Origin of the sequence: Bacillus cereus group sp. BfR-BA-01311 (assembly GCF_022664295.1) — a bacterium.
Taxonomy (GTDB): Bacteria; Bacillota; Bacilli; order Bacillales; family Bacillaceae_G; genus Bacillus_A; species Bacillus_A cereus.
Window position 1 is genome coordinate 21,951 of sequence record NZ_JAKUHC010000016.1, and the last position, 25,364, is coordinate 47,314.

Genomic DNA, 25,364 nt, shown 5'->3' on the forward strand with positions numbered 1-25,364 from the left:
CGTTGCAATATAATTACGTAAAATTTATTACACTTTTTTTACGTTTTTTTATAATAATCCTCAAAAGCCTTTATTTAATGCGTTTTTCACTAAGTTCACGTTTGTAACATTCGTGTAACATTACAGTCATAAAGTGAAATATAGTCATATTCCTCTCTATTTTTGTTACAAATCGTTTATTTAGTGACACTAAACCTATCTAATCTTTACTTACTTTTAATATGAGATAAAATACCGTCTTTCCAAGATAAGTTTATATGTTTCCTCTATATAACTATGTATAATAAAAACAAAGAGGTGGTCATTTTGAAATTAATCGCATTAGATATGGATGGTACACTACTATCATCTAATCTTGAAATCTCCAAAGAAAACCTACAAGCAATCCAAACTGCACAAGAAGCTGGTCATATTGTAATGATCTGTTCTGGTCGTGCGAAAGAGGATGCTTTAAAGCTATTGGAAGAATATAAATTATCTCTTCCAGTCGGAGCAAGCAATGGGGCTATTGTTTATGTGGATGGAAAAGTAATTAACTCGCGTTGTATACAAAACGACAAAGTGTACAAACTTGCAAAATTACTAGAATCTGAAGGTTTCCCATATAAGCTATATACGAATAAAGGAGTTTATTCTCCATATACATGGCAAGATCAAGTGATGCAAGCATTCGAAGAAAATAAGCATGCGCTTGATGTTACATTAGAGGAACTTGAACGAATTACAGAAAAGCAAAAGAAATCGAACCTAATTACTGATTTCAAAAAAATAGAAGATGTTGTAAATAACCAAGAACTAGAAATATCTAAATTCTTCATTTTAACGTTTAATGCAGCGCATCGCGCACAACTATTAAGTATATTACAAGAAGATGCTGATATTATGGTTACAGCATCGGCTCCTACTAACTTAGAAATTATGGATAAGAATGGACATAAAGGAAACGGGATACAGCAGATGGCAGCTCATTTTAATATCCCTATTGAAGATACAGTTGCTATTGGTGATAATTTTAATGATGTACCGATGTTAGAAGTAGCAGGCTTATCTGTTGCAATGGGCAACGCTGAAGAAGATGTAAAAAAGCTATGTGATGTTGTAACACTAACAAACAATGAACATGGTGTTGCTCACGCAATCGAGCAATTTGTATTGAAACAAACTTCATCTATTAAATAAAAAAAGGACTCTTTCAATTTGAAAGAGTCCTTTTTTATACGTGATGACAAGCAACAAAATGCTCTGCACCAATATTACGGAATTCTGGTACTATTTTTTTACAAACATCCGTTGCAAATGGGCAACGTGTATGAAAACGACAGCCCGAAGGTGGATTTGCTGGACTTGGAATATCCCCTTCTAGTATAATTCGCTCTCGCTTCACTGTTGGATCTGGTATTGGAACAGCTGATAACAATGCTTTCGTATAAGGATGTAGCGGATTGGTAAATAACTCATCACGCGGTGCTGTCTCCACAATCGTACCTAAATACATAATTCCGATTTTCGTACATAAATGTTCTACTACACTTAAATCATGCGAAATGAATAAATAAGATAATCCCTTTTTCTCTTGTAACTCACTAAATAAATTAATAATTTGTGCTTGGATAGATACATCTAGTGCCGCCACAGGTTCATCAGCTACAATAAATTCCGGATTTAATACCATAGCTCTTGCGATTACGATACGTTGACGTTGTCCACCAGAAAACTCATGGGGATACCGGTCAATATGATAAGGAGCTAACCCACATAACTCCAATACTTCAATTACCTTTTCACGAACATTTTCTTTCGTCGCTAATCCGTGGGCCAACATTGGCTCTCCAAGCGCTTCTCCAATTCTCATTCTCGGATTTAATGAGCTAAATGGATCTTGGAAAACGAGCTGCATATTAGGGCGATGTTTTCTTAATTCATCCTTGGATAAAGAATGAACATCTTTCCCTTTAAACTTCACTTCTCCCTCCGTTTTTTGAACGAGGCGTAAAATTGTTTTTCCTATTGTTGTTTTTCCGCTCCCTGATTCGCCAACGAGACCAAACACTTCACCTTTATTAATAGTAAAACTTACTCCATCAACCGCTTTTACATGCCCAATTGTTCTACTAAATACGCCACCCTTAATTGGAAAATATGTCTTTAGATTTTTCACCTCTAATAATGGTTCACTCATTGTTCCGCACGCTCCTCATATAGCCAGCAAGCTACTTTATGATTTTCATCATTTACATTTAGATTTGGGGCTTCTTTTTCACATATTTCCATACAATGCTCACAACGCCCACTAAAGTAGCAAAACTCACCTAAACCAACTAAATTCGGAACTTGCCCTGGAATAGAATATAGTTTATCTATTCGTTTTCCCATTACTGGTTTTGATTTCAATAATCCTTTCGTATAAGGATGTTTTGGATTTTGGAATATCTCTAGTACTGGGGCTTCTTCAATAACTTTCCCGCCATACATAACGACAACATAATCAGCCATTTCCGCTACGACACCTAAGTCATGTGTAATTAATAAAATCGACGTTTTAAATTCTTCTTTCACTTGTCTTAGTAGATCCAATATTTGAGCCTGAATGGTAACATCAAGAGCTGTTGTTGGTTCATCCGCAATTAATAACTTAGGATTACAACTAAGTGCAACAGCAATCATAATACGTTGTAACATCCCACCGCTCAGTTCATGCGGATAAGAATGGACGATTTCATCAGCGCGGGCTATGCCAACTTTACGAATTAACTCAATTGCCTTCTTATATGCTTCATTTTTACTAAGTAATTCATGCTCCCTTAACGTTTCTACAATTTGCTCTCCTACAGTGAAGACGGGGTTTAGCGATGTCATCGGTTCTTGGAAAATCATCGCAATATCATTTCCTCGTAAACTACGAAGCTCTTTCTCTTTCATTCCTAAAAGACTTTTTCCTTCATATAAAATATCTCCACCTACTACACTGCCTGATTCAGCAATAAGTCCCATAATAGATAACGCCGTTACACTTTTTCCGCAACCAGATTCACCTACAACACAAACAGTTTCACCTTCTCGAACAGAAAAACTAACATGATTCACAGCTTTTACTGTCCCTTCTTCTGTCTGAAAGTATGTTTGTAAATCTTTCAGCTCTACTACCGCTTTACTCATATCTCCTCACCTACCGTCTCATCTTTGGATCTAATGCATCACGAAGTGCATCACCAAGTAAATTAATTGATACAACTGTTATAAAGATTGCAAAACCAGGCGGAATCCATAACCATGGACGCTTTTGGAAATCGATTAATGAGTTAGCTGCGCTAATCATGTTCCCCCATGATGGTGTAGGTGGAACGACTCCGAGACCTAAGTAACTTAGTGCGGATTCTCCCAAAATAGAACCTGCAACACCTAATGTAGATACGACAATTAAAATGGGTAAAACATTAGGTATTAAGTGATATATAATTTTCCGGTAATCTTTTATTCCTAACACATCCGCAGCTTGCATAAATGCTTGCTCCCTAAGTGATAAAATTTGCCCTCTTACAAGGCGTGCAAGCCCTGGCCAACCTACTAAACTTAAAATAATCATAATGACATACAAACGATAATCAGACGGTACTTTCCACTCTGATAAAATCGCACCCATTATAATAAGTAACGGTAATCCTGGTATCGACATTAAAATATCTGCAAGTCGCATAATAATATTGTCCACAATACCACGATAAAAACCTGCAATCGCTCCTAATAAAGCTCCAAGTATAACCGATAAAACCATTGAAGCTAAACCAATGGTTAATGAAATACGTCCCGCTTGCATAAGCCTTGTTAAAATATCTCTTCCTAATTGATCTGTACCAAGCCAATGAGAAAAACTAGGTGGTTTGTTAATGAGCGCAACTTGTATTTTTCCTGATGCATATGGAGAAAAGAACGGACCGATAAAACAAAATAAAAACATAAAAATTAATGCATAAAACCCTACAAGTGCCATCTTATTTTTCTTTATCTTTTTAAAAGCTTGTCGCCATGGTGATGATTCATTTCTTCTCTTTTTTTCTTTTTTTTCTGTAATTACTGTAACAGTCTCCATTTCTTTCCCCCCTTACTTCAACCGAATTCTTGGATCAACAACTGCATATACGATATCTGCTAAAAAGTTTGAAACGATTGTTAAACAAGAAAGAAACATCGTAAATGCCATCAATACTGTATAGTCACGGAAATTTAATGCTTCTAATTGAATATTACCAATCCCTGGCCAGTTAAAAATTTGTTCAATAATAATTGCCCCAGAAAACAATCCAGGTAATTCAAATGCTAATAACGTAATTGCCGGTAAAATTGCATTTTTTAATGCATGCTTATAAATAACCGTCTTCTCCTTCAAACCTTTCGCTCTTGCTGTTCGTATGTAATCTTGTCTTACAACCTCTAACATACTTGTTCTAAAATAACGAGTTAGCGAGCCGACCCCAAGAAGTGTCAAAATAAATACTGGTAAAATCATATGTTTTGCAACTTCTATCACGTAAGCAAATCCTGTTGAATTACTGCCAACATCAATCATTCCACCTATCGGTAATAACTTAAAGTCAACCGCAAACACCTTAATTAAAAACAAACCGATAAAGAATGAAGGGAATGACATTGCTGCAAAAACACCGATTGTTACAAGTTTATCGAATAAAGAATGTTGCTTCGTCGCCGAGAATACACCGATAATAAGTGCAATTAGCCAAATAAAAAACAATGCAATAATTGCTACACTAAAAGAATTCCAAATAAATTTATTTAATAATGACGTTACAGGCTCTTGATATTGAAGCGAGAAGCCAAAGTCCCCTTGCAATGCATTACCTAACCAATGAAAATAACGCTCAACAATTGGTTTGTTCAACCCATATAACTCCCTCAGTTCAGCTGCTCTTTCCGGTGTAATTTTCGGGTTTGAATCAATATAATCCCCAGGAAGAAGTGCGAACAGGACGAAGATAATAATTGATGTACCAAGCAGTGTAGGAATCATTTGTAACAACCTACGAACAATATATGTTTTCACCCTTTTTCTCTCCAATCTTATGCTTAAAATAGAAGAACATTTTTTCAAAGCGGCACATTACTAACCGAATGAAAAAATGTCTTCTACTTATACATTCTTATCGTTATTTTTCAAATGATAATACTGGTAAGTTTGCACTAATACTGTTGTACTTTTCAGGATCAATTCCTTTTATATTCCCGTTATAACCAGTAATTGTTCTACGGTAGTTTAATAGAATTACTGGTGGATCATCACTTAATTCTTTATACAATTCTTTATAAATAGGTTTACGCTTTTCGATATCTACAGTTTCAATACCTTTTTGAATTAGCTCATCTACTTTTGCATTCTTATAACCAAGACTAGTTTCATTTGCAGTAGACAAATATTCACCAGCTGTTTCACTCGGATCACTTGTAATCGGTGTCGAAACAGAAGCTAAATCATAATCCCCTTTGTTTACCTTAGAAAGCATCGTATTAAAGTCCATAAATTCAGGATTAAACTCTACACCTATTTCTTTATAATTCTCTTTCGCAATCGGAATTAATAAATCACTATCTTTAGCCGAACTTGGACCGAAATAAGAAAGTTTTAATTTTTGACCATCTTTTTCACGAATTCCATCCGAACCAACTTTCCACCCTGCTTCATCTAATAATTTTTTCGCTTTTTCTTTATCGTATTCGTATTTATTAACTCCTTCTTCCGTATAAGCCCAAGAAGTTGGATGAATTGGTACATTGGCTACTGTACCGTATCCTTTTAACGCTGTATCAACATATTTTTTGCGGTCTAATCCGTAAATAAGTGCTTGGCGAACCTTTTTATCCTTTAAGTAAGGCTTATTATTATTCATATAAATATAACTAAATGACGGTGCTGTTTCGATTTGGATATTGGCGAATTCTAAAGCCTTAGCCTGTTCAAGAACCTCATCACCAGTACCTAAGCCAGTATGGTCAACTTCTCCTGTTTGGAATAACTGAAGCTTCGTATCACCAGAAGTAATTTTATAAATGAAGTTTTGAATTTTTGGTTTACCCGCATAATAATTTTCGTTTGCTACAAAACGAACTTCTTGACCTGGAATATACTTTTCAAATTTATATGGACCCGCAGCTAATGGCTTTCCATATAAATCTTTTAAGTAATCTAAGCTTGTATTTTGCTTATAATCTTTTCCATAATAAGCTTTTGATAGTACTGTACCTCCTAAAACAAATATAGCTTGTGAATTCACTTTTTCAGTTGTAATTTTAATTGTTTGTGGATCAACAACTTGAATACCTTCAATTGAAGTTGCTTTTCCTTCCTTATATTCTTTACCACCTTTAACCGCATATTGAGAGATATCTACTTCACCTTCATATGCCTTATCATGTAAAAGCGTCAATGTGAAAGCTACATCATCCGCCGTTAATGGCGATCCATCACTAAATTTCAAATCTTTACGTAAATGGAATGTATATGTTAACTGATCAGAAGAAACGTCCCACTTCTCAGCTAATTCTGGAATTGGTTTCCCTTGTTTATCGGTTGATACGAGAGATGCAAAAATAACTGAAGTTACGTTTCCATCCCAACCATTTTGTTGGAAGTATGGCAAAAATACGCCGCCTGGCTTACTAATACCAACTACTAACGTATCTTTTCTATTCTTCGCTTTGTCTGGCACTTTCGTTTTATCTGTCGCAGCGATCTTTTCAATTTTCACATTTTTTAAATCCTGCTGTTTAACCGGCTCTGTAGAAGCCGCGTCCTCCTGTCCCCCACAAGCAGACAACACAAGCGAACTACTCATTAATACCGAAAATACACCAGCCCATTTTTTTGTCTTTTTCTTCATTGTCCCCACCCTAACTTTTTATGATTATACCCTCTGAACGAATTACCTTATGTATGCCTCCCACAGCAACATTTATAGCCAATCGGAAAAGTCGGTTTTAATTGTAAAAAAATAGATGTTTTTGAGGGGTAACAATCTTATTCCGACCTTTCCGGTAGACTTTATGGTTATTAGCTTATATCGTTCATTATGTTTTGTCAATTCTTTCTAAATAAATATTTTTAGAATTTTTCCAAAATTATCACTCTACATTTATACTTTAAGAAAACTCAGCTATAATTCGTATTAAAAAACTTAAAAATCTACTTCTATTCCTTCAACATGAAACATAGAATACTAATAACCAATTACCAAAAAGGGGGCGAAAATATGGACAACCTATTCCAATACGTCCTGCACTACGTATTATTAACAATTATGATAGTCGGAGCGCTATTACTATTCCCGTTCTTCCCAAAGTTCGTCCTCTTTTTAGCTTTTTTTATCATGCTCGGAATCGCTATTATAATTTCAACGAGAGAAGATGCCACGCAAAAAGAGAGCAGAGTTCAGCGGGTAAAGCTGTAACTTTGCTCTCTTTTCGTTTTCATTCACTAGTCTCTTTTATACATATTTATCCCGCTATTTGCCGGGCAGTAAGAACCCCACCTCAAAATTCAGCGAAAGCAAAAGAAGTTAGGTCGGGGTCGGGCTGCCCGTAAAAGCCCTCACTTTATCTCTCGGGAAATAATTAGCCTTTGTTTTTGTAATTACTCCTATCGAAAAGCCACTAATGACATTTCTTTTTCACCTTATCATTTTAATATGTTTCACAAACTATGCAAATTGAGGAACACGGATTTATCTAAGTTACTGTTTCACGTGAAACACACCGCTCCATTTAATCTTTAAAGCAAAATATCATTATGAAAAAAGCAACTTCCTCCAACAAAACTGAAAGGAAGTGGCTTTCTACTCTTTACTCCACAATATTCTCTAAATCACTATATAACTTCGCTCGTAACAACTCTTTCTTCGTTTTTTCCTCATATAATTTTTTAAGTCTTTCAACATCAGCTACATGTTCCATTTCACATTCTATTGCATATATATCTTCTTCTACATGCATTAACTCATTTTCAATCTCTTCAAGATTCCTAGCTTTTTTCTCTTTTACTGGAACCATTTCAACACTCTTTCTCCCTTGGCGTTTTTGCTTTATTACTTGCTTCCCAAGCTTTTCTTCCCATTTTTGACGAGCCCATGCATAGTTTCCTGCAAACTCAAATAATTTACATTCATCAATCCAGTACGTCTTTTCAAATAACTTATTTAAAAAATAACGATCATGTGAAACAGCTAGGATTGTTCCATTATATTGCTCAAGGGCTTCCTCTAAAACTTCCCTTGATTCAATATCAAGATGGTTTGTCGGCTCATCTAGAATTAGAAAATTGATGTCTTGATACATAAGTTGCGCAAGTCTTAACCTCATTTTTTCTCCACCGCTCAGTTGCGTTACTTTCTTAAATACTGCTGGACCATAAAATAAAAACTTAGCCAATATATGTCTTGCTTCTCCTTCTGTTACAGCTACATACTCTCTAAACGCTTCCAATACATTACTCTTCACATTTCCATACGTATGCTGTGATAAATAACCAATTTTGACACTACTACCAATTCGAATTTCACCAACGTCTGGATTTATTTCTTCTAATAGTAGTTTTAATAATGTAGTCTTTCCTGTACCATTACGACCAACGATAGCCGCACGCTCTTGAAAACGAACATGTAAATTCGCTTGTTCAAATAAAGGTCGTCCAGCAAAACCTTTACTCACTTCTTTCATTACAACAACATCTTTCCCGCTTCTCTCTTGCCCTTCAAACTGAAGACCCATCTGTTTTCGTTCTAAAATTGGCCTCTTTAATTTCTCTATACGTTCTAACGCACGTTCCATATTTCTCGCTCTTTTATGCAATCCTTCATTCGGAGGGTTCGCTTGATTTGCCCATTCACGTAGACGCTTAATTGCTTCTTTCATTTTCTTTATTTTCTTTTGCTGCTCCTGATAAGCTTGAAACTCTTGAAGTAATCTTTCTTCCTTCTCCTCAACGAACTGAGAATAATTCGTATGGTACACGTGAATCTCTCCATCTTCCAAATCAAAAATTTTCGTTACAACTTCATCAAGGAAATAGCGATCATGTGAAATAACTATAACTGTTCCAGTGTATTCTTTTAAAAATTGCTCTAACCATTCAACTGCAAATAAATCTAAATGATTTGTTGGTTCATCTAATAGAAGTAAATCTGGTTTCTGCAATAGCATATATGCAAGGCTTACTTTCGTCTGTTCTCCTCCACTTAATTCCGTAAATACTCTTGAAAATAAGTCTGTCACTTGTAAGCCATTTGCTACCTTCATTATATTTGCCTCGATTTCATAACCACCGAGAAATGCAAATTTTTCTTGAATGACTCCGTACCTCTCCATTAGCTTTTCCAAAGCAGATTGTTCCTGTTCCACCGCCATATTTTTTTCTAAAGCATGCATTTCTTTTTCTAATTCCTTTTCTACTTTAAAAGCAGAACTCAATACATCATATACAGTCATAACCTCATCAAACTTCGGAATTTGTGCGACATGACCAATACGTGTACCTTTCTTCATATGAATGGCTCCTGCATCCAAACTCTCCATTCCAGTTAGAAGCCCAAAGATTGTTGTCTTCCCACTACCGTTACGACCAACTAATCCAACACGTTCACCATTCTTTATTTCAAGCGATATATTTTCAAATATGGTGTTTCCACCAAAAGATTTCGTTACATTATTTACACTACAAATAGTCATTTTCCGTACTCCTTTCAATATAAAAAACCATGAGAAAGAAACATTCCCCATGGTTTTTCGGCATAGAAAAAGGAAGCCAAATAGCTCCCTTTTCACACGTTTATTAAAAATGGGTGAAGAGATTTCTATCGTTCAATAGTCACTATGCAATTGTTAAAAAAGGGCATACGTATCCCGTTAACAACTACATCATGAAAAATCGCACGACAAAAATAGATAAAATCTAAAAATTTGGCACGTGCAGCTAAAGAACGTTTCATCTCATTCACCCCTTTCGTACGGAATTTAATACTTACTTCTTTATTATACTTTCCAATTTCATGTTTGAATAGTCATTTTTCTGAAAATAATGAAGATAGACTAAACATTTCAATAAGTGACATCAAATCTTACAAAACTGTTATGTTCACGTAATGGAAAGCGATAGTACGAAAAGATGCCTCCCTATACAATAAAGATGTAAACAAGCGAGACAAACAAAAGGAGGAAACAAACATGATGAAAGAAATCGTAAAAGCAATCTTTGAGGTATTAGTGAACGGACAAGCAGTTGTAAAAGAACTAAATGAACTATAAAAAGGAGTGAAGAAATATGATGAACATGGTGAAAATGATTTTACACGCTTTAGTCGATGCAAAAGCAGTTAGCCAAGAATTAAACCAACAATAAAAAGGGGTATATGAATATGAAGAAAGCCATTATTATAATTGCAAGCACAGCAATTACCTTATACACAATAAAAAAGAAAAATAATGAAAATGTTCTATATTATCCATACACGCTATTAGAGAAAAAATAAAAGACAAGGTACCCTATCGTAATGAGGATATCTTGTCTTTTATTTTTCCCCTATTCCTTTAGAGGATTTCCTTCTCCTTTTCCCGAATGTATTAAGCGGGATTTTTACACATATTTTAAAGGGGCATATATACAAATGGATACACAACAACTATATTTTTTAAACGATATCGGTAAACAAAAACCAGAAAGTATTCGGAATAGAAGCGCTGCATGTCCATTTTGCGATAAAGAACAATTAACGGATATTTTAGCAACTGATGGTTCTATTATTTGGTTAAAAAATAAATTTCCTACATTACAAGATACATTTCAAACAGTGTTAATCGAAACCGATAATTGCGAAGATCATATCGCAACATATACAGAAGAACATATGAGAAAATTAATGCAATTTTCTATTCAACATTGGTTACACTTACAGAAGAACAAGGAGTTCGCATCTGTGATTTTATATAAAAATCACGGTCCATTTTCAGGTGGAAGTTTGCATCATGCACACATGCAAATTATCGGAATGAAATATGTAGATTATCTTGAAAATATTGAAGAAGAAAATTTCCAAGGGTTAATTGTTCAAAAAAATGAATGCATTGAGCTTAATATTTCAGAGCGTCCCATTATTGGCTTCACTGAATTCAATATAATCATTGATAACATTTCATATATAGATGAAATGGCAAATTACATTCAGCAAACTGTACGTTACATACTGACAGATTTCCATAAAGGATGCAGTAGTTATAACTTATTCTTCTATTACTTAAATGGAAAAATCATTTGTAAAGTTGTACCTAGATTTGTCGTTTCACCATTGTATGTAGGATATAAAATACCGCAAGTTTCTACAAAACTAGAAGAGGTGAAAATACAACTCACGCAGTATTTCACGAAAGAAAAGGATGAAATTATTCATAAAAAAACAGAGTAGGTATAGAAAACCTACTCTTTAATTACACCTTTATTTCGATAGTACACATCTTCTAATCCGATGTTATACTTCATGTTATTATCCGTCCACTCTGGCCCTAAATTCCCTGGCCATCCAGATGTATTCGCTATATATTTCAGTAATGCAAAATCAGTCAAACCTTTTTGCACCCCACGCTTATATCCTTTCATTAAATGCGGCATTGCAATTTGCGCATTTGTACGTGGATCTTTCAGCTCATCATCAGTTAAATGCTCTGGTGCAAGCCCGCCGCCGCGGTGTAGTTGAAACAATCCGAATGAAGTTCCATTATCTCCAACACTTCTTGGATTTAATCGACTTTCATGCTCGGCAATTGCAAGAGGTATCCATTCCGGAAGATTTACTTTCTTCGCTTCCTCTATAATGATTTGTTTCATCTGTTTTGCTTCTTCTGAATCAACATAGCTTGTTCCATTCACTAGCTTATCCATTCCTTCAGACTTTCCTTGGAAATATAAATATATCCCAAGAACAACTAAAAATCCTACAAAGAATTTCTTCACTACCTCTACCTCTTTCTCCGCTGAAATTTGTCCCCTTTCAGCCTTCCCTTTACAATTACCTACATTCTACTACTCTTTTATCATAGCAAATAACTATACATATTATCATCATGCTTTAGACCGATTTTGTGAAAAAACAGCTGGTAAATACGTACAAAAATGTAACTTTCATAGACTATAACGCATTTATTGTATATAATTGTAAATTGAACTCTATATATAGAATAGGAGCATACAAAATGAAAAAATGCCTAACACTCTTGTTCAGCATTTTACTACTCATCCCTACCTACACCTCTGCACAAACATCATCAAAACCAAAAGTACTTGTTTTGTATAGTACACAAGACGATAAATTTTCAAATAATGTCCAAATCCTTAATACTCAATTAGGACATTTTACAAATGATATAACCGTAAAAAACTTAAAAGAAGCAACTTCAATTAATAACGTATCCTCCTATACACATATTGTTTATATCGGTGAAACAAAAGAAGCGTTTTCTGATGAAACGAAACAATTTCTAGAAAACTTCTCCGGCCCTGTATTAGTATTAGGACAAAATGTTGAACAATTATCTAAGCGTTTTTCTTTCATTACTTTGAATAGTGATGATATACGAGTTAATAAAATTGAATATCCAGACAAGAAGCTAAAAAATACCTTAGAGGAGGAACGATTAATTCAATCATTTGATACGAATGGAACTGTGCTTGCTAACGCCTTAAGCTCAAATAACACTAACCCACTAATCGTTCAGCATGAAACATCTTATTATGTTGCAACACCTAACCTCTTTGACTGGATGTCTCATTACGTCGGTGAAATGTTATTTTCTTATTTCAGCCAAAAACCAACGAAAAATAAAGTTGAAGCTTATTTACGCCTTGAGGATGTTCACCCCGCAGCAGATATAAATCAATTGAAAGAAATTGCTGAATTACTAAAAGAGAAAAAGATGCCTTACATGATTACTGTTATTCCGGTATATAAAGATCCAGATACAGGAAAGATAATACATTTAAAAGATAAACCAGAACTAGTTGATCTTTTACGCTCTATGCAAGATGATGGTGCAGCAATTATTATGCATGGTTATACTCACCAATTTTATGACAGTGAAACAGGTGAAGGCTTTGAATTTTGGGATGTAAAAACAGATCAACCAATTCGCCAACCGAAGCATGAAAAACCGAAGACAAAAGATGACTTTCCAAATATAGAGGCATATAACCAATATGTAAAAAAAGGGGAAGAATTCGAGGAAAAATATACGAAAGATCATATCGAAAAAGGAATTCAAGAACTTGTAGATGCTAAACTATATCCTGTTGCCTTTGAAGCACCTCATTACACGATGTCTCAAAAAGGATATGAAATATTATCAAGGTACTTTTCAACTTATGTAGGACAACTACAGTTAAATGATACAACTTGGAAATCCATGCACTCACCATATTATACAAGTACTCCATCATTTTTACATGGAATGAAACTATTACCTGAAACAGTCGGATTTATTGAAGAAGATACGCCACAAACTACTGCTAAAATGAAAGAGCGTGCTCTATCTGTTTCTAAATTATCCGATGGAGTTATTGGTGCATTCTATCATCCTTACTTAGGTGCGAAACCATTAAAAGAAGTGTTAAAGGATCTAGAAAGTATTCCAAATATAGAATGGATTGATTTACAAAAGGAAAAGAATGAAGTAAAAATGAAAGATATTCATATTACGACGAATAAAGACGGCATTCACGTTGAAAAACCAACCAGTGCGAATGACATAATTGATTATATAAAGCAATATGGCTTCTTCCTTATGCTAGGGTTCGTTATCATTGTCTTTCTTTTATTATTAAAACGTGCGAAAAAATTAGAATCCTAATACAAAACCACCGAGCGGAACGCTTGGTGGTTTTTTGTCCTATATCAAACCGTGGCATTTTATTAAATAAATTCAACTTTTACTTTTTCCGTTACATGATTAAAACTATAATTCTCCTATCCTTTCAAATAAAATCGACTTGTATTTTCATATATTGTTTCTGCGACCTTATCAATGGATATGTTTTTTATAGAACTAATTTCCTTTAATACCTCTCGAATCATTCTTGGGTGCGTTATAACATCTTCTTGAAATTCCCACGGACCATCTGTTTCTACCATCATATATTCAAGCGGATAATACGAAACGATTTTTCTAATCTTCTCCTTATGTAAAACATCCGGTGTAATCGAAATATAATAACCATTTCTCATCATCCGTTTCATTGTTTCATCGCTTCCTTTAAACCAATGGAAGTGTGCACGTGAAACTTTATATTTCTCTAGCAAATCACATACAATGTCAGCATCTTCATAAACTGCGTGTAATACAATCGGCAAATTATACTTACTAGCTAGTTCTATAAATTTTTTCAATACAGCTATGTATGGATCTGCAGCAATTCTTTCATCTTCTTTTCTCAAATAATAGGGCAAACCTACTTCACCAATCGCAACAATTTCCTCTGCGTTCTGTTCAATAAGTTGATAAATCTGTTCACACTCTTCTTTATGAATCTGTTGCTCTGGATGAAACCCTATCGCTGGATATATAAAGGGATACTTCTTCGCTAAAGATAACGTTTCCTTACAAGATTGATAATTCATAGATACTGTAATAAGCCCCTTTATTTCCTTACTATTTTCCACCTCTTTCAGCAATCTGCTCTTCTCTTCATCCTTATATTGATCAACATGTATATGACTATCAATCCATTTCATCTTTATGCCCCCATAAAAAAAACAAGAAAGGACTTCCTTTCTTGTTTTAGCATCTATATTATTTAACAATTAAGTTTGTTATGATATCAAATAATCCAATACACACTACGGCAACAGTAAAGTAGCTACAGAAATCTTTAATTGGTAACTTCACTACTTCTTCTTTACGCATCCCATTCTTCTCCCTTCTTACTAGATCCCTAATTATTTTTCTATCTGTATCTATTATGCAAAAAATATGACAAATTTACTATCGAATTAACTTACGTAAACCTTACAATGTTGTAAGGTTTAAAAAAGGATCCCCATCTTTATTCAGATGAGGATTATTAAAAATTAGTTGGTTTTTCATTCTTCATTACAAACAGAAAGTAATACATTGAGACTTTCTAGTTACACTATATGAAAATTACTATCTTTTAACTATCGAATTACATTACAGAAGGCTTACATGTTTGTAAGTTATGTGTAATGTAATTCGATAGTTCCCCTTACTTATATTTCGTACAATAAAGTTAGAAAGTAAGCCAAATAAGAAGAACACTCACATAACCAAATTACATTGCTAGTAGCTACTCTTCTTATACCTTTCACCCATGCTACTACAATGTACCCCCTTCCCCTTTATATAATAAAAAAGCCTTAGTCTATATGGACTAAGGCTTTTTTGTTAATCTCAAAAATACCCTTACCCAGTATTTTTATTTTCGACAAAAAATAGCCGGGGGTATATTTCACTATCTCATCGTTAAAAGTTTGCTCTTCGCATTTATAGGAATATTTGCAACCTCAATCTCTTCAATCGATTCACCGTAACGTCCTTTTGCAAAAACCTTTAATGCTTCATCTCTCTTTAACATATGCTTAACCGTTTTCTTTATTTTCTGCTCTCTACCACGTTCATCGAATGCAATAAATTCATATTCATACCACTCATCACCAATATGCTGACCAATTGTATTCACAACCGTATAGTATTCTTTCGTCTTATAAAATGGATTATATTTATCGATAACTGGTCCAAGTTTCGTAGGCAGTAACATTACTACTATCACTATCATCGCTATTATAGTAGTGATCATTTTTTTCTTCATAATAAACATTCCTCCTCTGCAGGATATATATACATCCATTTTAAAAAGGGGGAATAAAATCTACTATTGAATCTCATTACATTACACTTACATTTTTGTAAGAATTAAAAAAGGTGAACGAATTTGCTCGTTCACCTTTTAGCTTGCTTTAAAGCCACCGCCAAGTACATCACGTACATCATGTATAACAACGAAAGCATCTTCATCTACCCGGCTAATAACTTGTTTTAACTTAACAAGCTCTTGTTTATTAATAACAACATATAAAACTTCTTTATTTTTACCAGTATATCCGCCGCGCCCTTCTAATACAGTAACACCGCGTGTCATATTTTTCGTAATAGCTTCACGAATTAAATCTGGTTGATTCGAAATAATCGTAACAGCCGTTTTTGTGTCCATTCCTTCTACAATGAAATCAATCACCTTCGCTCCAATGAACACAGCCACAAGTGTATACATCGCCTTTTCTTGCCCTATTATAAATACAGAACCAGCAATTACAACAATATCAATAATTAGCACGCCTTTACCTACACTCCAACCTAAATATTGATTTGCTAACTGAGCTAAGATTGCTGATCCTCCCGATGTACCTCCGGCTTTGAACATACAACCTAATCCAATTCCCACAAATAAACCAGCAAATAAAGCTGCTAATAATGTATCACTATTTACATGATACTCAATATGTTCTGTAACGTATAAAAACAAAGATGTTTCTACAATCCCTAAAATTGTATAAATCATTGTTTTCTTATCAAAAAATTTATAACCAACAGCTAGTAAAATTGCATTTATAGCAAAGTTCACAATTCCTGGTGACCAATCAAATAAGTAGTACGTAACAACCGTTAAACCAATAATTCCACCTTCCGATAAACGGTTTGGAATTGCAAAGTAATTAATACCAATTGCGAATAATAATGAACCAATTGTAATTAGTGTTATTTCCTTTATACGTTGATTAACCATAGTTCATACCCTCCCCCCATTTGACATTGTATCACTATCTCCTAGAGGTTTAGAAGTGGTTTTTATTCCGCATTTTCCCTCTTAAAAATTGAAATATTATGTTTAAACAGAGGGTTGATTAATTATTCATATTTGCTCTAACTGCACGGACAAATCGCTCCACATTCCCTTTCTGAATATACTTAGCGCGAATGGTTTCATGACTACAAGTAAATTCAAAATACGGATGAAAATCTATGCTATCTATATACAAATATGAATACTCTTTAAATGTTGAAGAATAGTACGGAAATTTCCCGTAAAAAAGGAGACGTCTAGTAGTGGCAACAAAAACCCCATGTTGATACGATAATATAAAATTATCCTTCTCAAATATCCCTACCACAAAAGCCAGAATCTTTTCATCATCATCTACATACTTTTTCATACTCGATAAAAGTTCATTCATGCATATTCCTCCAAATTCTATTCACTGCATTAACACTTGAAAAGAATCCATGGATTATTACAGACCGGTTTAACTCCTTTATAAAGTATGAAACGCGTTTCCTGTCAAAGATATTTCAAAAAAATAATCCGTTATGCGATTATACACATAACGGATTACGATTAAACTGTAGAGCGTTCCACAAGTTCGTATGGAATTTCCAGCTTTTCTTGTTCAGAACTCTCGTCATTCACTTTTCTATGCAACATTTCAAAAGCAGTTTTCCCTATCTCCTTTAAATTTTGATCAATAGTTGTCAATTGTAACACTTGCGAGATAGGTTGATTATCAAAGCCAATAATCGCTAAATCCTCAGGAACTTGAATCCCTAATTTTTCAACCTCTGTCATAACCCCAATCGCAACTTCATCACCTGCTACTATTAATGCTTCAGGAAGATCCTGCATCTCTTTTAACTTATGAGCCACTTTTACACCATCTTCTAGTGTAAAACATTCTGTAAAAATCCATTCTTCATTAACCTCTTCGTCTATAGATTGCAATTGCTGTTTATAAACATCAAAACGCTTTTGACTACTCGGCCCTAATTTTCTTCCCGTACAATAACCAATTTTTTTATAACCTTTCTCAATCAAATAATCCATTCCTAATTGAAAGGCCGCTGAATGATTCGTATATACACTTGAGATGTTTGAAATATCATTGTCTTCACAAGCAATTATTGCGCCGTAAGAAGCATACGGTTCTATCGTTTCCCAATCATTTGCACGTGAACAAATAATAAGACCATCCAATTGTTTTGTTTTTAACATATGTAAACTTTTCATTTCTTCTTTTTTATTATAATTCGTTTGGCAAAGTAGCACCCTGTAATTATGCGCTAACGCAGTCTCCATCATTCCGCTCACCATCGCATCAAAACACGGATGATTAATATACGGTAAAATCACACCAACAATATTCGTTTTTCCTTTTGATAAATGAACAGCATTTGCGTTTTGCGAGTAATTCAATTTCTCAACTATCTCTATAACCGCTTTTCTTTTTTCTTCACTTACATATGGGTGATCATTCAACACTCTCGAAACAGTCGTAACTGAAACTCCCGCCATCTTTGCAATATCTTTAATATTAGCCATACACTCACCTCTACCTTTAACTTAATGAATCTCATGAACATATGTCAAATCTTCTTATCATTACACCTTCATTCGTTTCTCTTACAAAAGTGTAATTTTTCTGTAAGCTAATTCGATAGTGACTTTCCGCAACATTTCATACAATTAAGTCAGAAACAAGGTAACAACTATTCGAAAAGGAGCGGATTAATATGATGAACAAAATAAAAACGAACAATTTCTTACATACAATGGGCATGGTATTTTCCGCTCTTATCGACGCAAAAGCTGTTGCTTCTACATTAAACAAGTAAGGAGAATGTATTATGAATAACATCACTTTTAACAAATTAGATTTTTTAGGACTAGCTAGTGGCTCGATTCTTCTTACTGCTTTTATTTACGCCGCTACGCTTGTATAACTTTGTGTCCCCTTTCCCCTTTATTATAAATAGTAATAGAAAAGACGACCGTCTATGCCCGGTCGTCTTTCCTTATTTTTGATTTGATTGCAAAGCTTCTTTTAACTCCTCAAACTTCTCATTTAATTGATCCGTCATCATTTTCATAGCGGTTTTTCGATCTATTTGTTCTCCAGCCTCAATTTGAATTGGATCTCCAAAAATCAATTGTGCCTTTTTCCCATTTATTAATTCTTTTACACTTGATGGACCAACATAAGCTGCTGGTACTAACGGAACATTGGAACGCATCGCAATTGTCACAGCACCCGCTTTTAATGAAACATCTTCCGCTGATCTTGTTCCACTCGGAAAAATCCCTACTACCTTTCCTTCTTTTAATAAACGTGATGGAATTTTAAGTGTACTTGGTCCTGGATTCGCACGATCTACAGGGAATGCATTTACATTTTTAAAGAACCAATTTTTGAATTTCCCTTCAAATAATTCTTTTTTGGCCATGTAATGAATTTGAGTTGGATACATCCCTGTAGCTAACATTAATACATCCATAAAACTTGTATGTGTACATGCAACAACATAGGGTCCACCTTCTGGTAGCTTTTCTCTTCCTTGTACTTCTACTTTCCCAGCTGTTTTAAATATATATTTCAACAAAAATGTAATTGGTTTATACATTTATTTCGTTCCTTTCTAAACATCCGAAGTATAATCATATTCTTATAATAATTATAACACTAAGTTTTAGGAGTTGGTAATAAAATTAAGGCTGAATTGTTAAATTTCAATTCTTACAAAAGTGTAATTTTCTTGTAAGCTAATTCGATAGTTACTTCTTACTATATTTCATACAATTAAGTCAGAAACAGGGCAACAATTATTCGAAAAGGAGTGGATCAATATGATGAACAAAATGAAAACGAACACTTTCTTAAATACAATGGGCATGGTATTATCGGCTCTTTTCGATGCAAAAGCTGTTGCTTCTGCATTAAACAAGTAAGGAGAATGTATTATGAATAACATTACTTTTAACAAATTAGATTTTTTAGGATTAGCTAGCGGCTCTCTTCTTCTTACTGCTTTCATTTACGCTGCTACGCTTGTATAACTTTGTGTCCCCTTTCCCCTTTATATAGAAAAAGACGACCGTCTATGCCCGGTCGTCTTTTTAATTTTTTCTTTCTTTCAATTCTTTTAAAAGCTGTATCAGCTCAGCTTGTTGTTTTATCTTTTTACGACCATTTCGATTAATTGCTGCAAGCTCACAGGCAACTCCGACGGCGAAGAAAAACAATAAACTTTCTAACATGTGAAATCCTCCATTTGCCTATTAAACAGCTTGACGTAATTGTTCTTCTTGTAAAACTCTCTTATTTATATTTTCTTCTTTTCTCTGGCAAACGTTATTGCGAATAAGCGCTGCAATAACAAGTACAGTCCCTATAATATCAAACATTGTGATTTGATACCCTTGCATCATCATAATAGCTAAAGTCGTAATTGGTACAAAATTAATAAATAAAATCCCATTAATGGATGATAAAATTTTCACACCATAGTTCCAAGCAAGTAGCGCTACAATACCTGGCAATGTCATCATGAATAACAAATCATATTTCACAATAGAAATCGTTCCCATACTTGGAACTGAAATATATCCAAGCGACGTAATAATTACCGTTATAATCGCTGTAACAGTCGTACCGAATACACACGTCAACGTAGAATAACGTAATGTTGACCAATCACTACAAGTTTGACCACCCATCGTATAAATAACCCACCCTACAACACCAATAAATATAAATGCTAATGGGAACATATTATCTTTCAATGTTACAAAGAAACTCATGTCACCTTTTGTAATAACAAACACAGCTCCTACAAAAGCAATAACCATACTCGTTATCATATACTTCTTCGGTTTTATATGCTTATATCCCCATAAAATACAAATAGAAATCATCGGCATAAGTGCTTCCATAATGGAAGCTACCATTACACCCGACTTACCCATTAACATTTGCCCTAAAAATATGAGGACATTATATACTGTAAATGCCATCGTTCCAAAAAAGACGAGTAACTTTCCTCTTCCCTCTAAACAAAATGCCTGTTTTCCTTCTTTCACTAACAACAATACAATCAGCATTATCGCCACTGCTCCATAGCGAATAAGCGAAAAATAAAATGGATCTATGTATTCTAGCGCATGATCAGCAACTGGAAACATCGCTCCCCATGACATACTCGCAATTAAACACGCCAAAGCCCCTATTATCATTTGACCTCTTCTCACCGCAATCCCCCGTTTCTTTCTATTTGCACAAAGAGAATTGTAAAAGAAAAAATATATCACGTAAAATGATTCAAAATGATGTTAACTATCATTTATAATGATAGTTAACATCAAGGGGGATTACAAAATGGAATTAAGAGACTTACAAATCTTTAAAAGCGTTGCCGATCAGGGTAGTGTAAGTAGCGCAGCAAAGGAATTAAATTATGTACAATCAAATGTAACTGCACGTATTAAACAACTAGAAAACGAATTAAAAACCCCACTCTTTTACCGCCATAAACGAGGAATGACTTTAACAGCTGAAGGAAGAAAAATGCTCGTTTATGTTAGTAAAATTTTGCAAGATGTCGACGAACTAAAACAAGTATTTTTAGATAGCGAAACACCTTCTGGTATATTAAAAATCGGTACAGTCGAAACAGTAAGTACACTGCCTACCATTTTATCTTCTTACTATAAAAGCTATCCGAATGTCGATTTATCATTACAAGCGGGTCTAACAGAAGAATTAATTAGAGAAGTACTTGATCATCAATTAGATGGCGCCTTTATATCAGGTCCTATTAAACATCCACTAATCGAACAATACGATGTTAGTACAGAGAAATTAATGCTTATAACACAAAATAAAGCCTTTCATATAGAAGAATTTACAACAACGCCTCTACTCGTTTTTAACCAAGGATGTGGATACCGCTCCAAACTAGAACGTTGGCTTAAAGACGAAGGTTTGCTACCAAAAAGAATTATGGAATTCAATATATTAGAGACAATATTAAACAGTGTTGCACTCGGTCTCGGAATTACACTCGTACCACAGTCTGCTGTCCATCATCTTTCTAAAGCAGGTAAGGTACATTGTCATGCAATCCCTGAAAAATACGGCAGTATTTCAACGGTTTTCATACGCCGTAAAGATAGCTATATGACGAATTCAATGCGTAGTTTTTTAAAAACAATTGAAGACCATCATCATATCAATATGCTGTGAAAGACATTCTTACATGAATGTCTTTTTTTCTTACAAAAGTGTAAGTCTTTCGTAAGCTAATTCGATAGTTGGAAGTATCCATATTCCCTATAATTAAGACATAAGCAGGGCAACAACTATTCGAAAAGGAGCGGATACGCATGATGAACAATATGAAATCAAATAAATTTTTAAATACAATGGGCATGGTGCTATCCGCACTTGTCGATGCAAAAGCTGTTGCAACTACATTAAACAAATAAGGAGAGATTATAATGAACAACATTACTTTCAACAAATCAGACTTTATCGGACTTGCAAGTGGAGCTACTCTTCTTACGGCTTTCATTTATACACTTGCTCAAGGTCTTATTTAACACTTTGTTTCCCCAAACCCCTTTATATATAGAAAAAGCTGCTCGTCTTATAGACAAGCAGCTTTTTAGTTTGTCCCGCTTTAATGGGCAGTAAGACCCCCTCCTCAAAATTCAGCGAAAGCAAAGAAGTTAGGTGGGGGTCGGGCTGCCCATAAAAGTCCGATTGGTGAAGGCTAATAATCAGTGGGGGATGAAGAACCCCCACACTGATTAAAGTTTCACTTTATTTCATATACAATTTGACCTGTTTTCGTAATATCATATCCGCCAATCGCATTTAATTCATTATGAAATTCTTCCGATTGCAGAATGTCTTTCACAACTTCAATCAGCTCTTCATTTTCTTTATTCTTCAAAATTACTAAATCATACTGTTCTTTCATGATTGGAATAAAGTCCACATTTACAATTTGCGAAAACTTTTCTGAACCTACTCCTACATCAGCTTTTCCATTTGCAACTTGCGTGGCAACACCAAGATGATTCGATTCTTCCCATTCATATCCACTAATATCAGCTTTATTTAATTTTCGGATTCGTAATTGTTCATCCACTAACACTCTAATACCAGAACCCTTTTCTCGATTCACAAACTTTATAGTGGACCCGGATATGTCAGCCCATGTCTTTATTTTCTTCGGATTTCCTTTTTGAACATAAAACCCTACATTTCTGGACAATAAATTAATCATAAGACATGGCTGTCCTACTAAAATACGTTTTACGTAAGGAATATTATATGTACCCGTTTCACCATCAAACAAATGCAAACTAACGATACTTCCTTCTCCTTGATACATTTTCACTAAACTCGTTAAGCTACCTTGATACGCTCTTAAAACATTAGAACTTGGCAAACGATTTTCTATACGTTTAGCTAACATATCTAACGTTAGTTCTTGACCACTAATAATACACGTGTTCAAGATACTACTACCATCGTTTTTTACAGGATTAACTTGTACTTTCCCTGTTTTCATTTGCTTTATATATTGATCTAAATCTGCTGCATCAATGCGCATCTGTCTACCAACTCTATAAGAAGGAAGTTCTCCTTTTTTAATTAAGTCGTATACAGTTAATTTTGATACTTTTAATCGCTTTGCTACTTCTTCCGTTGTGTAGGAATGATGATCCATAGACGATTCCTCACTTTCTCCTTTCATTGTAACAAAGAAAAGAATATTTCTCCTATTTTTTAAAAATAGACATATGTTCAAATTATATTCAATTATAACTAGTTATATTTAGTTATATTTAGTTATAATTAGATGTGTCAAAATGAAAGGGGATTTTTTTATGAATAAATTTATATTACGTTCCATCGGGGCACTTATACTTTCTTTCCTCCTTATATTTAGCGCTGCTTGTACAAGTGGGGAAAAGCATACAAAGTCAGCTGCTAAAGAGGATAAAACAGTTGAACTGACTATCTCAGCTGCTGCAAGCTTACAAGATGCATTAAAAGAAATCGAAAAACAATATAAAGAAAAAGAGCCAAATATCAAACTTTCTTTTAACTTCGGTGCTTCTGGAGCACTTCAACAACAAATTGAACAAGGTGCACCTGCTGATTTATTCTTCTCAGCAGCAGAAGATAAATTCCAAACCCTTGTAAAAAAAGGATTCATTAATGAAAAAGAGGGGAAAAATCTCCTTGAAAACGAACTCGTTCTAGTTGTCCCAAAAGATAGTTCTCTTACAAAAATTCAAGATTTAAAAGATGAAAAAATAAAAAAAATTGCACTTGGTACACCTGAATCTGTACCTGCTGGCAAATATGCAAAGGCTTCTCTAACACACGAAAACCTTTGGAATGATGTTCAAAATAAAGTCATATTTACAAAAGATGTTCGCCAAGTGTTAACATATGTAGAAACAGGGAATGTCGATGCTGGTATCGTATACAAAACAGATGCTCTCATTTCGGATAAAGTAAAGATTGGTGAGACAGCAGCAGCTACTTCTCATGAGCCAATCCACTATCCTTTAGGTGTTATAAAGGAATCTAAACATAAGAAAGAGGCGACTTCATTTTATGAGTATTTGCAGTCAAAAGATGCACAATCTATCTTTAAAAAATATGGATTTACAGTCCTGTCGTAATTACTATGAGCATTGATGCTATTTTATTGCCTGTCTTTCTATCTTTAAGAGTAGCTGCATGCGCCACTATTCTCGTTACAATTTTAGGGACAATTGTCGGGCGAGCACTAGCTCGCTCCTCATGGCGATATAAAGTACTATTAGAAACCATATTTTTATTACCAATGGTACTTCCACCAACTGTTATCGGCTTCTTTCTCATTATCATCTTTGGAAACAACAGCCCGATCGGAAAGTGGGTTGAATCATTATTTCAGCAGTCTATTATGTTCACATCTACTGCTGCGATCATTGCTTCTACAGTTGTTGCATTTCCGCTTATGTACCAATCAGCGAAAACGGGATTTTCTATCGCAAATGTACAAATTGAAGAAAGTGCTCGTGACCTTGGCGCAAGTGAATATCAAGTTTTTCTGCACGTTACACTTCCGCTCGCATTTCCTGCCTTACTAAGCGGGATGATTTTGAGCTTTGTCCGCGCGCTCGGTGAATTTGGTGCTACACTTATGTTTGCCGGGAACATTCCTGGTAAAACACAGACAATCCCAACCGCAATTTACATGGCTATTGATGCAAGTAATATGCAACTCGCATGGACACTTGTAGTTATTACTATCGGTATGTCACTCGTATTTCTACTATGTATTCAACTTATTAATAAAAGAATTACTAACTCTTAAAGCAGCTTTTTTCGAAGCTGCTTCTTTATTTCTTAGGAAATAAAATATACCATCGGGAAATAACTGAATTTTACCTCTTATTAAAATATACATTTTAT

At 34.4% G+C, this 25,364-nt stretch carries 28 protein-coding genes; 11 read left to right on the top strand and 17 right to left on the bottom strand.

Annotation, left to right across the window (positions count from 1 at the left end; all coding sequences use genetic code 11):
- Window positions 1–306 precede the first annotated feature (306 nt).
- On the top strand, window positions 307–1,179 hold the full coding sequence (locus tag MR136_RS24420) for a Cof-type HAD-IIB family hydrolase (protein WP_000766420.1): 873 nt from the start codon (window positions 307–309) through the stop codon (window positions 1,177–1,179).
- 34 nt (window positions 1,180–1,213) lie between these two features.
- On the opposite strand, the gene MR136_RS24425 is transcribed toward MR136_RS24420, so the two are convergent.
- The 5 genes from MR136_RS24425 to MR136_RS24445 form a co-directional block, all read right to left on the bottom strand.
- Window positions 1,214–2,179, bottom strand: a complete 966-nt coding sequence (locus MR136_RS24425) for an ABC transporter ATP-binding protein (RefSeq protein ID WP_017674463.1) — start codon at window positions 2,177–2,179, stop codon at window positions 1,214–1,216.
- Window positions 2,176–3,156, bottom strand: coding sequence for an ABC transporter ATP-binding protein (locus MR136_RS24430; protein ID WP_000030800.1), 981 nt, complete (start codon window positions 3,154–3,156; stop codon window positions 2,176–2,178). The genes MR136_RS24425 and MR136_RS24430 overlap by 4 nt, the downstream gene beginning before the upstream one ends.
- Before the next feature lie 10 nt (window positions 3,157–3,166).
- Complete coding sequence (gene opp4C / locus MR136_RS24435) at window positions 3,167–4,087, bottom strand: oligopeptide ABC transporter permease (protein ID WP_078420866.1); 921 nt, start codon at window positions 4,085–4,087, stop codon at window positions 3,167–3,169.
- Window positions 4,088–4,099: 12 nt separating this feature from the next.
- Window positions 4,100–5,056 carry an ABC transporter permease gene (locus tag MR136_RS24440; protein WP_000860748.1) on the bottom strand — a complete coding sequence of 319 codons (957 nt, stop codon included), beginning with the start codon at window positions 5,054–5,056 and terminating at the stop codon, window positions 4,100–4,102.
- Window positions 5,057–5,159: 103 nt separating this feature from the next.
- Window positions 5,160–6,887, bottom strand: a complete 1,728-nt coding sequence (locus MR136_RS24445) for an ABC transporter substrate-binding protein (RefSeq protein ID WP_000730692.1) — start codon at window positions 6,885–6,887, stop codon at window positions 5,160–5,162.
- 369 nt (window positions 6,888–7,256) lie between these two features.
- Between MR136_RS24445 and MR136_RS24450 the strand changes: the two genes are divergently transcribed.
- Window positions 7,257–7,454, top strand: coding sequence for a hypothetical protein (locus MR136_RS24450; protein WP_000369254.1), 198 nt, complete (start codon window positions 7,257–7,259; stop codon window positions 7,452–7,454).
- A gap of 391 nt (window positions 7,455–7,845) precedes the next feature.
- On the opposite strand, the gene abc-f is transcribed toward MR136_RS24450, so the two are convergent.
- Both abc-f and MR136_RS28505 read right to left on the bottom strand, forming a co-directional pair.
- Window positions 7,846–9,777: a ribosomal protection-like ABC-F family protein gene (gene abc-f / locus MR136_RS24455; protein WP_128809342.1), complete on the bottom strand. Its 1,932-nt coding sequence runs from the start codon at window positions 9,775–9,777 to the stop codon at window positions 7,846–7,848.
- Between the two features lie 74 nt (window positions 9,778–9,851).
- Window positions 9,852–9,986, bottom strand: coding sequence for an RAxF-45 family protein (locus MR136_RS28505; protein ID WP_000830643.1), 135 nt, complete (start codon window positions 9,984–9,986; stop codon window positions 9,852–9,854).
- A 420-nt stretch (window positions 9,987–10,406) separates the two neighbouring features.
- Between MR136_RS28505 and MR136_RS24465 the strand changes: the two genes are divergently transcribed.
- On the top strand, window positions 10,407–10,526 hold the full coding sequence (locus MR136_RS24465) for a hypothetical protein (protein WP_031312430.1): 120 nt from the start codon (window positions 10,407–10,409) through the stop codon (window positions 10,524–10,526).
- A 135-nt stretch (window positions 10,527–10,661) separates the two neighbouring features.
- Entirely contained in the window at window positions 10,662–11,456 is a 795-nt protein-coding gene (locus tag MR136_RS24470) for a DUF4931 domain-containing protein (protein ID WP_000381026.1), read from the top strand.
- A gap of 11 nt (window positions 11,457–11,467) precedes the next feature.
- Here MR136_RS24470 and MR136_RS24475 read toward each other — a convergent pair whose 3' ends face one another.
- Window positions 11,468–12,001: a transglycosylase SLT domain-containing protein gene (locus MR136_RS24475; protein WP_017674458.1), complete on the bottom strand. Its 534-nt coding sequence runs from the start codon at window positions 11,999–12,001 to the stop codon at window positions 11,468–11,470.
- A gap of 239 nt (window positions 12,002–12,240) precedes the next feature.
- Here MR136_RS24475 and MR136_RS24480 point away from each other — a divergent pair, with 239 nt between their 5' ends.
- A complete protein-coding gene (locus MR136_RS24480; RefSeq protein WP_000710597.1) occupies window positions 12,241–13,890 on the top strand; it encodes a DUF2334 domain-containing protein in 1,650 nt (549 codons plus the stop codon).
- 116 nt (window positions 13,891–14,006) lie between these two features.
- Here MR136_RS24480 and MR136_RS24485 read toward each other — a convergent pair whose 3' ends face one another.
- The 5 genes from MR136_RS24485 to MR136_RS24505 form a co-directional block, all read right to left on the bottom strand.
- Window positions 14,007–14,771 carry a TatD family hydrolase gene (locus MR136_RS24485; protein WP_017674457.1) on the bottom strand — a complete coding sequence of 255 codons (765 nt, stop codon included), beginning with the start codon at window positions 14,769–14,771 and terminating at the stop codon, window positions 14,007–14,009.
- Window positions 14,772–15,508: 737 nt separating this feature from the next.
- The gene (locus MR136_RS24490; RefSeq protein WP_000728422.1) at window positions 15,509–15,865 is read right to left on the bottom strand and encodes a YxeA family protein; all 357 of its coding nucleotides are present in this window, start codon (window positions 15,863–15,865) and stop codon (window positions 15,509–15,511) included.
- Window positions 15,866–16,003: 138 nt separating this feature from the next.
- Window positions 16,004–16,840 (bottom strand): YitT family protein, encoded by an 837-nt coding sequence (locus MR136_RS24495; RefSeq protein WP_000248045.1) that lies wholly within the window; start codon window positions 16,838–16,840, stop codon window positions 16,004–16,006.
- 118 nt (window positions 16,841–16,958) lie between these two features.
- Window positions 16,959–17,288 carry a PH domain-containing protein gene (locus MR136_RS24500; protein WP_001004246.1) on the bottom strand — a complete coding sequence of 110 codons (330 nt, stop codon included), beginning with the start codon at window positions 17,286–17,288 and terminating at the stop codon, window positions 16,959–16,961.
- A 161-nt stretch (window positions 17,289–17,449) separates the two neighbouring features.
- Window positions 17,450–18,427 (bottom strand): LacI family DNA-binding transcriptional regulator, encoded by a 978-nt coding sequence (locus tag MR136_RS24505; protein ID WP_001273903.1) that lies wholly within the window; start codon window positions 18,425–18,427, stop codon window positions 17,450–17,452.
- 305 nt (window positions 18,428–18,732) lie between these two features.
- Between MR136_RS24505 and MR136_RS24510 the strand changes: the two genes are divergently transcribed.
- Window positions 18,733–18,828 (top strand): DUF3948 family protein, encoded by a 96-nt coding sequence (locus MR136_RS24510; protein WP_001059999.1) that lies wholly within the window; start codon window positions 18,733–18,735, stop codon window positions 18,826–18,828.
- 72 nt (window positions 18,829–18,900) lie between these two features.
- Here the strand turns inward: MR136_RS24510 and MR136_RS24515 are convergent, their stop codons facing one another.
- Complete coding sequence (locus MR136_RS24515) at window positions 18,901–19,506, bottom strand: lysophospholipid acyltransferase family protein (protein WP_017674456.1); 606 nt, start codon at window positions 19,504–19,506, stop codon at window positions 18,901–18,903.
- Window positions 19,507–19,843: 337 nt separating this feature from the next.
- On the opposite strand from MR136_RS24515, the gene MR136_RS24520 reads away from it, so the two are divergent.
- A complete protein-coding gene (locus MR136_RS24520; RefSeq protein ID WP_001060007.1) occupies window positions 19,844–19,939 on the top strand; it encodes a DUF3948 family protein in 96 nt (31 codons plus the stop codon).
- Window positions 19,940–19,999: 60 nt separating this feature from the next.
- On the opposite strand, the gene MR136_RS24525 is transcribed toward MR136_RS24520, so the two are convergent.
- Window positions 20,000–20,140, bottom strand: coding sequence for a YrzO family protein (locus tag MR136_RS24525; protein WP_000894065.1), 141 nt, complete (start codon window positions 20,138–20,140; stop codon window positions 20,000–20,002).
- Between the two features lie 21 nt (window positions 20,141–20,161).
- Window positions 20,162–21,130 (bottom strand): DMT family transporter, encoded by a 969-nt coding sequence (locus MR136_RS24530; RefSeq protein WP_002180311.1) that lies wholly within the window; start codon window positions 21,128–21,130, stop codon window positions 20,162–20,164.
- Window positions 21,131–21,257: 127 nt separating this feature from the next.
- Between MR136_RS24530 and MR136_RS24535 the strand changes: the two genes are divergently transcribed.
- Together MR136_RS24535 and MR136_RS24540 are read left to right on the top strand one after the other, a co-directional pair.
- The gene (locus MR136_RS24535; protein WP_000423031.1) at window positions 21,258–22,124 is read left to right on the top strand and encodes a LysR family transcriptional regulator; all 867 of its coding nucleotides are present in this window, start codon (window positions 21,258–21,260) and stop codon (window positions 22,122–22,124) included.
- Between the two features lie 254 nt (window positions 22,125–22,378).
- Window positions 22,379–22,480, top strand: coding sequence for a DUF3948 family protein (locus MR136_RS24540; RefSeq protein ID WP_001060017.1), 102 nt, complete (start codon window positions 22,379–22,381; stop codon window positions 22,478–22,480).
- Between the two features lie 218 nt (window positions 22,481–22,698).
- On the opposite strand, the gene MR136_RS24545 is transcribed toward MR136_RS24540, so the two are convergent.
- Window positions 22,699–23,619 carry a substrate-binding domain-containing protein gene (locus MR136_RS24545; RefSeq protein WP_002180310.1) on the bottom strand — a complete coding sequence of 307 codons (921 nt, stop codon included), beginning with the start codon at window positions 23,617–23,619 and terminating at the stop codon, window positions 22,699–22,701.
- A 160-nt stretch (window positions 23,620–23,779) separates the two neighbouring features.
- Here MR136_RS24545 and modA point away from each other — a divergent pair, with 160 nt between their 5' ends.
- On the top strand, window positions 23,780–24,586 hold the full coding sequence (gene modA / locus MR136_RS24550) for a molybdate ABC transporter substrate-binding protein (RefSeq protein ID WP_078420870.1): 807 nt from the start codon (window positions 23,780–23,782) through the stop codon (window positions 24,584–24,586).
- Between the two features lie 5 nt (window positions 24,587–24,591).
- On the top strand, window positions 24,592–25,266 hold the full coding sequence (modB, locus tag MR136_RS24555) for a molybdate ABC transporter permease subunit (protein ID WP_017674454.1): 675 nt from the start codon (window positions 24,592–24,594) through the stop codon (window positions 25,264–25,266).
- The last annotated feature ends 98 nt before the right edge of the window (window positions 25,267–25,364 follow it).

Bases quoted from the DNA above. Each gene is read 5' to 3' on its own strand.
- MR136_RS24485 (WP_017674457.1), bottom strand. From the start codon at position 14,771: ATGAAATGGATTGATAGTCATATACATGTTGATCAATATAAGGATGAA.
- MR136_RS24525 (WP_000894065.1), bottom strand. From the start codon at position 20,140: ATGTTAGAAAGTTTATTGTTTTTCTTCGCCGTCGGAGTTGCCTGTGAG.
- MR136_RS24450 (WP_000369254.1), top strand. From the start codon at position 7,257: ATGGACAACCTATTCCAATACGTCCTGCACTACGTATTATTAACAATT.
- modB (WP_017674454.1), top strand. From the start codon at position 24,592: ATGAGCATTGATGCTATTTTATTGCCTGTCTTTCTATCTTTAAGAGTA.
- MR136_RS24540 (WP_001060017.1), top strand. From the start codon at position 22,379: ATGAACAACATTACTTTCAACAAATCAGACTTTATCGGACTTGCAAGT.
- modA (WP_078420870.1), top strand. From the start codon at position 23,780: ATGAATAAATTTATATTACGTTCCATCGGGGCACTTATACTTTCTTTC.
- MR136_RS24545 (WP_002180310.1), bottom strand. From the start codon at position 23,619: ATGGATCATCATTCCTACACAACGGAAGAAGTAGCAAAGCGATTAAAA.
- opp4C (WP_078420866.1), bottom strand. From the start codon at position 4,087: ATGGAGACTGTTACAGTAATTACAGAAAAAAAAGAAAAAAAGAGAAGA.
- MR136_RS24510 (WP_001059999.1), top strand. From the start codon at position 18,733: ATGAATAACATCACTTTTAACAAATTAGATTTTTTAGGACTAGCTAGT.
- MR136_RS24480 (WP_000710597.1), top strand. From the start codon at position 12,241: ATGAAAAAATGCCTAACACTCTTGTTCAGCATTTTACTACTCATCCCT.
- MR136_RS24465 (WP_031312430.1), top strand. From the start codon at position 10,407: ATGAATATGAAGAAAGCCATTATTATAATTGCAAGCACAGCAATTACC.
- MR136_RS24535 (WP_000423031.1), top strand. From the start codon at position 21,258: ATGGAATTAAGAGACTTACAAATCTTTAAAAGCGTTGCCGATCAGGGT.
- MR136_RS24445 (WP_000730692.1), bottom strand. From the start codon at position 6,887: ATGAAGAAAAAGACAAAAAAATGGGCTGGTGTATTTTCGGTATTAATG.
- MR136_RS24500 (WP_001004246.1), bottom strand. From the start codon at position 17,288: ATGAATGAACTTTTATCGAGTATGAAAAAGTATGTAGATGATGATGAA.
- MR136_RS24470 (WP_000381026.1), top strand. From the start codon at position 10,662: ATGGATACACAACAACTATATTTTTTAAACGATATCGGTAAACAAAAA.
- MR136_RS24505 (WP_001273903.1), bottom strand. From the start codon at position 18,427: ATGGCTAATATTAAAGATATTGCAAAGATGGCGGGAGTTTCAGTTACG.
- MR136_RS24520 (WP_001060007.1), top strand. From the start codon at position 19,844: ATGAATAACATTACTTTTAACAAATTAGATTTTTTAGGATTAGCTAGC.
- MR136_RS24490 (WP_000728422.1), bottom strand. From the start codon at position 15,865: ATGAAGAAAAAAATGATCACTACTATAATAGCGATGATAGTGATAGTA.
- MR136_RS24495 (WP_000248045.1), bottom strand. From the start codon at position 16,840: ATGGTTAATCAACGTATAAAGGAAATAACACTAATTACAATTGGTTCA.
- MR136_RS28505 (WP_000830643.1), bottom strand. From the start codon at position 9,986: ATGAAACGTTCTTTAGCTGCACGTGCCAAATTTTTAGATTTTATCTAT.
- MR136_RS24425 (WP_017674463.1), bottom strand. From the start codon at position 2,179: ATGAGTGAACCATTATTAGAGGTGAAAAATCTAAAGACATATTTTCCA.
- MR136_RS24430 (WP_000030800.1), bottom strand. From the start codon at position 3,156: ATGAGTAAAGCGGTAGTAGAGCTGAAAGATTTACAAACATACTTTCAG.
- abc-f (WP_128809342.1), bottom strand. From the start codon at position 9,777: ATGGGGAATGTTTCTTTCTCATGGTTTTTTATATTGAAAGGAGTACGG.
- MR136_RS24515 (WP_017674456.1), bottom strand. From the start codon at position 19,506: ATGTATAAACCAATTACATTTTTGTTGAAATATATATTTAAAACAGCT.